At 52.4% G+C, this 9,007-nt stretch carries 7 protein-coding genes and 1 pseudogene; 5 read left to right on the top strand and 3 right to left on the bottom strand.

The window, feature by feature from the left end; genetic code table 11:
* Positions 1-209 precede the first annotated feature (209 nt).
* Positions 210-632, top strand: a complete 423-nt coding sequence (locus WC359_13930) for a hypothetical protein (GenBank protein MFA5401544.1) — start codon at positions 210-212, stop codon at positions 630-632.
* Between the two features lie 343 nt (positions 633-975).
* On the opposite strand, the gene WC359_13925 is transcribed toward WC359_13930, so the two are convergent.
* From WC359_13925 to WC359_13915, 3 genes are read right to left on the bottom strand one after another with little or no spacing between them, the layout of a single operon-like run.
* Positions 976-1,107, bottom strand: coding sequence for a hypothetical protein (locus tag WC359_13925; GenBank protein MFA5401543.1), 132 nt, complete (start codon positions 1,105-1,107; stop codon positions 976-978).
* Positions 1,094-1,810, bottom strand: a complete 717-nt coding sequence (locus WC359_13920; GenBank protein MFA5401542.1) for a DUF4143 domain-containing protein — start codon at positions 1,808-1,810, stop codon at positions 1,094-1,096. The genes WC359_13925 and WC359_13920 overlap by 14 nt, the downstream gene beginning before the upstream one ends.
* 17 nt (positions 1,811-1,827) lie before the next feature.
* Positions 1,828-2,226: a hypothetical protein gene (locus tag WC359_13915; protein MFA5401541.1), complete on the bottom strand. Its 399-nt coding sequence runs from the start codon at positions 2,224-2,226 to the stop codon at positions 1,828-1,830.
* Between the two features lie 35 nt (positions 2,227-2,261).
* Between WC359_13915 and WC359_13910 the strand changes: the two are divergent.
* The 4 genes and pseudogenes from WC359_13910 to WC359_13895 all read left to right on the top strand — a co-directional run.
* Positions 2,262-2,483: pseudogene (locus WC359_13910) on the top strand (PhnD/SsuA/transferrin family substrate-binding protein).
* Between the two features lie 187 nt (positions 2,484-2,670).
* On the top strand, positions 2,671-3,132 hold the full coding sequence (locus tag WC359_13905; GenBank protein ID MFA5401540.1) for a PhnD/SsuA/transferrin family substrate-binding protein: 462 nt from the start codon (positions 2,671-2,673) through the stop codon (positions 3,130-3,132).
* Positions 3,132-3,959, top strand: coding sequence for a phosphonate ABC transporter ATP-binding protein (gene phnC / locus WC359_13900; protein MFA5401539.1), 828 nt, complete (start codon positions 3,132-3,134; stop codon positions 3,957-3,959). Before WC359_13905 ends, phnC begins: the two co-directional genes overlap by 1 nt.
* 568 nt (positions 3,960-4,527) lie before the next feature.
* Positions 4,528-9,007, top strand: a 4,480-nt coding sequence (locus WC359_13895) for an inverse autotransporter beta domain-containing protein (GenBank protein MFA5401538.1), incomplete at its 3' end; no start/stop codon positions are given.

The following is a 9,007-nucleotide window of genomic DNA, read 5'->3' as shown; positions in this document are numbered from 1 at the left end:
AACATACTCATCGAGTCAGTTCAATATCTTTATTCTCACAAGCCACGGTAAACCACTTCACAATTCTACAACCAGCATTATTGAATCGGCAGGCGTTTAACCGTGCATTTCTCCCCTTCCAAAAAACTGTCAATGAGCCAGATTCTCCTTGACAAACAGAACGATCGTTCTACATTATGGCGGCATGATATTCTCGAAGGAGAGAGATCGTGTCGCTTCCCGCCGCCGTCTATCGCCCCCGTAATCCCCAGTTATCCGATTATTACCGCTGCGTGGAAGACTACTTTGAAACCTTTGTCCGGGTCTATGAGGAGTATTTTCCCCGGCAATACGGTTTCTGGCGGCCCTATGTCGAGCAGGTGATCTATCGGTATCTCGACTGCGGCGACCCGCACAACGGCTTTGCCCGTGTCAGGCTTGTCCTCGCACTCAAGACGCTTGAGTTGAGCATTATGAAAGGCGGAGCGAACTACCTGGTAGATGTGGACATCAAAGGGTCTTTTGCTCATGTGGATCATAAGTGGCTCATGCGGAAGGTAAAGAGAGAACTGGCAGGCAGAATATACCTGATCCGGTACGCTGATGATTTTGTTATCGGATGCGCCAACAGGAAAGATGCACAGAAGATGTGAGAAATGTTGCCGGATCGGTTGAAGCAGTTTGGTTTGGAGCTATCCCCAAGTGGCTCAACAGGCGAAGTCAGCGGAAGAGTTTCAACTGGGAAGAATTCAAGGAGAGACTCAAGCGTTATCACTTACCAAGACCCGGAATAGTGAAGGGTTACACTTGGATTTATGCCGCAGGTGTGTGAACCTGCTTGAAGAGCCGGATGCGGGAAATCCGCAAGTCCGGTTCTGTGAGGGGCTGGAGCCAACGGATGTATGGTTGAGATAATGTGGCACCGCCGGGAAACCAGGCGGCAAACGGAGAAAACAAATATCAACCTAAATATTGGGAGAAACCGGTCTACTCGACTCAATTTTTCAATGTCTCGTTTGCAGGGGCGCTGCTGATCGGCTTTGTCCAGTGCTTCTCCATGGTGCCGGGCGTTTCGCGTGCTGCCGCCACGGGGTATGATCTGCTGAAGACCTCCTCACATTTTAACAACGGGCAGTGGACGCTCCTCATAAGCGGCGGCCTGGTCGCCTTCGTCTCCGCCATGGTTGCAGTAAAAGCGTTTATCGCCTTCGTTTCGCGGTACGGCTTCAGGCACTTCGGATATTACCGGATCGTTCTGGGTTTGTTCTTCCTTGCCGCTTCCGCTGCGTTGGGCACCAGCCTGTAGCCGGATTCCCTGTGGTAGACCCAATTGATGTCCCGATAGAGGGACACTCCTGTGAAGGAACAGATCTTCACCCTTGCTACAACTCAGTAAAGGGCAATGCGGGGTCACGCCCGAACCCAGGGGAAGATGAATGTCTTCTGCATGAAGCACGTATCCATCCAGCGCCTTGTCCCCGAAATCTCCCCGGAATGCCTTGATGCTCTGAGCCATGGCAGGTCGGGGAGTAGACGATAGCTTCACCTCTATCGGGACTAATCTGTAGTTGGACTCGACCACAATGTCCACTTCCATGCCGGACGATGTCCTCCAGAAATACATCTGGGGCTCTATGCCTCGGCTTATAATCGTTTTGAAGATTTCTGTGACCACGGCAGTTTCAAATATGGTGCCACCCATGGGTCCAGAAGCCGCATGCTCCGGATCCTTGAGTCCGGATAGATAACAGAGCGTTCCGACATCCGTAAAATAGATCTTCGACGTCTTTACGAGCCGCTTTCCTACATTTACAAAATACGGCCGCAGCACAAATCCTCTTTTATCCTTTAACCAGTGCACTGATCAGTCCGAGTTTTCGCATCGGCGCCATACCCAGAAATGCCTGTACCTGTTTGGCATCCCGGAAACGATCCCTTCATGATGCCGCACTGTATCGCGGCGACGGCAGCATGCATACGGTCGGAGGCCTGATCGAAGCATTTTGCTCCTTCTTCTTCCCCACCGATAAGAGTGCCGCTGACTCCTGCCAGCTTTAGATCTACAGCCGGGCAGGCAATTAGAGCTGCTTCATAAGCACCCCTGGCGACACCGGTGCCGAAAGCCCCCACGGCGGGTCTGGTTACCCCGACAGCATACTGGATGGAGATAAATATCTTGCTGCCGTTGACGATATATCCCCCCTTGACCTTTTGAGCGTAACAGCTCACGCGTCCCTTGTCGATCAACTCGACTTCCTCAACATCCTTAAAAGAAAAAAGAGATGAAGGCGATTTTGAAAAAATTTAGTGTGTTTTGCGCGGGTGTGGCGGCATTCACGATGCTTGCGGTTCCGGCTATGGCCGGGGAACTCGTCATGGGTCTGATCCCCGCCGAGAACAACGAAGAAATGATCAAGCAGTTCGAGCCGATGCGGGCCTATCTTGAATCAAAAACCGGCCAAAAAGTCAAAGTGTTTACCGCCACCGATTATGTCGGCGTTATCGAGGCAATGCGCAAGAAGCGGGTCGATATCGCGTGGTTTGGTCCTCTTACCTTGCCGAGCAGGAAGCGGGCGCGGAGGCGTTTGCGGCTGGTATCCGCAAGGGCAGTAACTCCCACACCTATAAGAGCATTTTTGTCGTTCTGGCGACAGTGCCATCAGTGCTATTCAGGACCTGAAGGGGGAAAGCGTGGCCTTTGTCGATCCCGCTTCCACTTCAGGGTGGCTTATGCCCACATTCATGGTGAAAAAGGCTACCGGCATGATGCCTCAGGACTTCTTCGGCAAATTCACCTACTCGGGCTCCCATGACGCCGCAGAACTGGCCGTCAAGAACAAAACCGTTGATGCCGCTGCCGACAACGACATCACATACGGCAAGATGTTGAAAAAAGGATTGATCACCAAAGGAACGAACCGTGTTCTGCTGGAATCCGATCCTTTGCCCGGCTCTCCTCTCGTCTATCGCAAGGCTCTTCCCGAGGATCTGAAAGCCAGGATCCGGGGGGCGGTCCTCAATGCTCACAAGGATATTCAGGTCACCGGATATGGTGAGTTGAGCCATTATGTCGCCGTGTCTCCCAAAGACTACCAGGTCGTACGCGATATGGTGCGGGAGCTTGGGTTGCGGAAAAAAGATATGCTCAAGTAATTCCACTAATTCCACAACAATTTCTTCAAAGGAGACGAACAAATGGCCAGCATTTCCCTGCAAGGGGTTATCAAGGAATTCAAAAATGGTTTTCAGGCATTGCGCGGTGTGTAACCGTTGACTTCAAGCCCGGCAGCCTGACGGCTATCATCGGCCATTCAGGGGCGGGTAAATCCACCATGCTCCGGATGATCAATGGACTGGAGCTGCCGACAAGCGGCGAGGTGAAAGTGGCGGATCGGGTCGTCAACCGATTGAATCTGAGAGATGTTCGCGGCGACGTGGGGATCATTTTCCAGCATTACAATCTCGTGAGCCGCCTGTCCGTCATGACCAACATCCTGGCCGGAAGAGTGAAATACCGCTCCTGGGTGGGAAGCATGTTGTATCTCTTTCTCAAAAGCGACATGGATCATGCTTTTCAGGCACTCGACCGGGTAGGTCTGCTTGATCGCGCCTGGGATCGGGCCGACAGGCTTTCCGGCGGGCAGCAACAGCGCGTGGGGATTGCCCGGGCGTTGGCGCAACAGCCCCGTATTCTGCTGGCCGATGAGCCGGTCGCAAGTCTTGATCCGGTGACCAGCGAGGAAATCATGCAACTCCTGCGGGAAATTTGTGACCGCGACGGCATAACCGTTGTTGTCAATCTGCATCAGGTGGACCTGGTCAAACGTTTTGCCTCTCGCGTCATCGGACTGAATACGGGACAAATCGTTTTTGACGGTCACACCAATGAACTTGATCAACACACTCTTGACCAAATCTATCACACCAAGAAGGAAGCCAACAATGAACAACAGCCTGCCCTTTTGCTGGCCCACGCGTAACGGGCTTCCATCTTTTGCGGTCGTGATTGCTTTCGCCGCCGTCAGCGGTTTGTTGACATGGGCTGCTCCCATTGCGGAAATCGACCCTCTGCGTCTGATGGCGTGTTTCCGATGATAGCCACAAACAGCGCAACATTCAGTGATGATAATCGTCTTTTCTTTCCGTGATGCTTCTTGATATCGCTTATAAAGAACTTCAAAATACTCCTCTTTCGACTGGGGACCCATATCTGTAAACCTCCGTTTCCGATTCTTCTTTCGGTAACATCGATTTATGAGTCAACGTATCTTTTTTACTACTCCCTTTGGCTAAAATTTTATTGACAAAATCATTTTATTGTGGTTCGCTTTTTTATGTGAAGAAGGGTTTTCATTTCAACTCACTTATAAGGTAAGTGGAAGATAATGAAAAGCCTGCTTATATTAAATCTTAACCATCTTAACCACTTGCAATGGCCGCAAGTGGGGCGGCTGGCAAAGCGTAAACCTTGACGACTTTTTACGAAGTCATCAACCTTAAATTAAGATGCACAACAAATTAAGATGCACAACCGGAAAGGAGAGAGTTATGAACAGAAAGGTCAGATGTGTGGGCATGTTAGCCATAGCGTTGCTATTCATAAGTACTGCCATATGCAGTGCGGCGATACAGCCTGCGGCGCAGGCGAATAGCTCATGGAACAGCCAAATCAGGATAGGTGCCATGGTGGGAAGCGGCGGAGCAGCGACCGATTTCTTCACGGAATTTTTCATTCCCCTGTGGGCCAATCAGAAGAGCCTCTTTTATTTCAATCCCCATTTTCGATTAGATGACAATGACGGCAACGAGATGAACGTCGGATTCGGCGGGAGAACCCTTATAGCCAACGACAAGCTCATCCTTGGCCTCAATGCATTCTATGACAGGATGAAGAGCGAGCACGACGAAGAATACAATCAGTTCGGTATCGGCGTCGAGGCCCTCAGCAAATGGCTGGATTTCCGGGCGAACTACTACCAGCCTTTCGGTACCACAGAGCGCTTCGTTCCTGCTTTGAACGAGTATAAATTCGGCTCCACATCGCTCCTGCAGTACAGAGGAGTTGAGGAAGCCCTAAAGGGTGTTGATATTGAAGCGGGCGTTTTGGTTCCCTTCATCTCTGACTTTCTGGAAACAAGAATATCCGGCGGTTACTTCTGGTATTTCTCCGACTACACGGACGACATCGATGGCTGGAAGGCCCGTGTTGAGCTGAAGCCGAACAAGTTACTAACATTGATGGCCGAGGCGAGTCACGACAATCTTCGCGGCGACAATCAATTCTACGGCGGCTATCTTGACATTCCCTTCTCCCTTGAGGAGCTCTTTAAGGGACGCAACCCGTTTGTAGGCATCAAGGACGCTCTCGCCCTCGGCAAAGGAGCGCGAAGTGTTCCGGAGAGGATGACGGAGCGCGTCGTCCGGGATCGCCATATCACGGCGCCGGTCTTTACCTCGAAGAAAAAGCCGGTTAAGGCGCCAGGCATCAATGAAATGATTTACGTGGACGGGGACAATGCGACGGCCGGTACGGGAACCCTGCAGGATCCCTACCAGACGATCGGGCAGGCGCTTGCCGATGACAGGTATAATGCGGGAACATGGGTGTACGTGTTCGACGCTAACCCATACAACGAGAACAACCTGGCCATGGAGTCCAATACGGTGCTTTGGGGCCAGGGTTACCGGCATCCTGTCTTCCGCCTCGGCGGTGGCACAAAGCCCATCATTGACGGGGGAGCTAGTGACATCATCATCCTCAGTGGTGTGAACGAGGTCATGGGATTGCAGATACAGAACGGTAACTATGGTCTTGTCAACAATCCCGACGGGGGTGCTACTCTCAACAACGTGACGCGCGCCAGCATCCACGACAACATCATCCAGAACAACAACTTAGGCGCCATTTACATTGACAACTCTGGCGATTTCGCCTTTACCGGTGAAAATGTCTCCAAGAATCTCGCCTTTAATATCAGCAACAACCAGATTCTGGACAACGGCGGTTACGGCGTATATATCGCGAACGATTTGATCGGCGATGCCAGCGTTACCGGCTCCATTGCCAACACCTTTGCCGGCAACACGATTACGGGCAACAGTGACGACGGCGTGTACATTTATAACTATGCGAAGGCGCCGTCCATCCAGCTTCCTATAACCAACAGGTTTACCGGCAATACGATCAACGACAACGATGGGCGCGCTGTTGAACTGTACAATGATCTTAACGCTTACAACGATACGGTGCCGGCGGCGGGAAACGTCTCGGCTATCATCGCTTCCTCTCCCGTTGTGAATTACTTCTCTGGAAACACAGCGGCGGGCAACGGCGGCTATGGGTTCGATGTGAAAACCTGGATGTACGTCGAGGCTGACGCGGCAACGGCGCCCGTCACGGGCAGCGTGACCGCCTCCATCAGCGGCTCTCCCATTGTAAACACATTTATAGACAACGATATATCGGGCAACAACTACGACGGCGTATATCTCGACAACGATCCTTACGTCTATGCCTATGCAAGCAATTTCGATGTTTCTGGAAGCGTAACGGCGAGCATTGCCGGCTCCCCCATCATCAATACCTTCACCGGAAACGACATCAGCGGCAACGGAAGCGGCGGCGTGTATATCGACGACAACGACTTCTATGCGGAGGCACGGGCCAATACGGGTGCGAACGTCGGCGGCAGCGTCCTGGCGAGCGTGACTTCCTCGCCCATCGCCAACACCTTCACGGGCAATACGATAAGCGGCAATGAAGATTATCCCGGCGTCTACATTTACGAAAACTATATCGAAGCCGGGGCCTACACCGACAACGTAAACGTAGCCGCCAATGTCGCCGCCACCGTAAGCGGCTCCGACATCGTGAATGCCTTCACGAACAACGAAATGAACGGCAACTACGGTGAAGGCGTCTATATCGGATACAACGACATTTATGCGTACGCCGAGCCATCGAACTCGACAGCGCCCTTCACCTCCATTGGCGGCAGCGTCCAGGCGAGCATCACCTCCGGCATAACCAACACCTTCACCGGCAACACGGCCAACAGCAACGGGGGCGACGGCATCTACGTTTCTGAAAACGAACTGTACGCATACGCCGAGACCTACAACTACGATGTCGCAGGCAGTGTGCTCGCCACCGTGAGCGGCGCGGGCATCGCGAACACCTTCACGAACAACGTGGCCAACGGCAATGACGGCGATGGCCTCGTCATCGAATACAACAACATCGAAGCTTACAGCTATGCAGATGGTTCTGGAACGACCAACGCCCAGATCGGTGGAAGCGTTCAGGCAACCATCAGTGCCGGCATCGCCAATACCTTCACGGGCAATGAGACAAACGCCAATGACGACAACGGCATCCACTTCTACGATGACCATTACATCTATGCTGATGCCTGGACCTATATGGCAGACGTGGCGGGAGACGTCAGCGGCTCCGTGAGCGGCGCCGGCATCGTGAACACCCTGGCGAACAACGAGATGATCGGCAACGGGGAGAGCGGCTTCTACTTCGACTACTATACCGATATCGAAGCTTACGGAGGAGCCGACTCTTCAACAGTGGGCGGCAGTGTCCTGGGGACGATAACCGCGCCTATTACCAACACCTTAACGGCTAACAACATTACGGGCAATGGCGAATACGGCGTTTACATCGAAGAGAACTACATGTACGCGGAGGCCTCTGTTGAGGACTCCACGATTACGGGAAGCGTCCAGGGGAGCGTCAGCGGCGCCGGCATCGCCAATGTCTTCACGGGCAACACCATCAGCGGCAACTATTACGAGGGCGTCTATATCGATTACAATGAGATTTACGCCTATGTCGATGTCGATCCTTCCACCGTGGACGGCAGCGTCCTGGCCTCCATCAGCTCCGGCATCGCCAACACCTTCACGGGCAACACCATCAACTACAATGGTGGTGAAGGTGTTTACATCTATAAAAACTATATCGAGGCAGATGCCTACACCTGTTACACCGACGTGACGGCCTCAGTGACCGGCCCCGGGATCGTGAACACCTTCACCGGCAACACCATCAGCGGCAACTATTACGGGGGCGTTTACATTGATTACAATGAGATTTACGCCGGTGCTTACACCAATTCCTCCACCGTGGGCGGCAGCGTCCTGGCCTCCATCAGCTCCGGGATCGCCAACACCTTCACGGGCAACACCATCAACTACAATGGTGATGAAGGTGTTTACATCGATGGCAACTATATCGAGGCTGATGCCTATGCCTATGATACCGATGTGACCGGTAACGTGACGGCCTCAGTGACCGGCCCCGGGATCGTGAACACCCTCACCGGCAACGACATCAGCGGCAATGACTACGGGGGCGTTTACATTGATTACAATGAGATTTACGCCAATGCTTACACCAATAACTCCACCGTGGACGGCAGCGTCCTGGCCTCCATCAGCTCCAACATCATCAACACCTTCACCGGCAACGACATCAGCGGCAATGAAGGTGACGGCGTGGCTGTTGACAACTATCTGAAAGCTTATGCTCATAATTATAATGGAACGGTAGAAGGCGATCTGGCAGCCCTGGTGACCGATTCCAACATCATCAACACCTTCACCGGCAACACCATAAGCGATAACACCGGCACAGGCGTCCATATCGAGGACAACGACATAAAAGTTTATGCTTCTAGTGATGGTTCTGTCGGTGGCGAAGTTATACGCAGTGTGACGAATTCCGGCATCAGCAACACCTTCACGGGAAATACCGTGAGCAACAATGGAGGCGATGGCATCTATATAGATGACGATATGGATGGCGGTGAAAATACCAGCATGAGTTACTACTTCACCAATAATAACGTAAGTTCAAACGGCGGTGACGGTATCTACATGTACATCGATCCTTCCGATGGCGATGAAATAATGAAGATCATCTTCATGCAGGGCAATACGGTTTCGTTAAACACCGGCGACGGCGTTGATTCCTATGTGAACGGAACGGATCCGGATATGTTCATCGGCGATCTTG

It is taken from the genome of Dehalococcoidia bacterium (assembly GCA_041653995.1).
Classification (GTDB): Bacteria; Chloroflexota; Dehalococcoidia; order GIF9; family UBA5629; genus CAIMUM01.
This window is presented reverse-complemented; position numbering and strand designations above follow the sequence as displayed.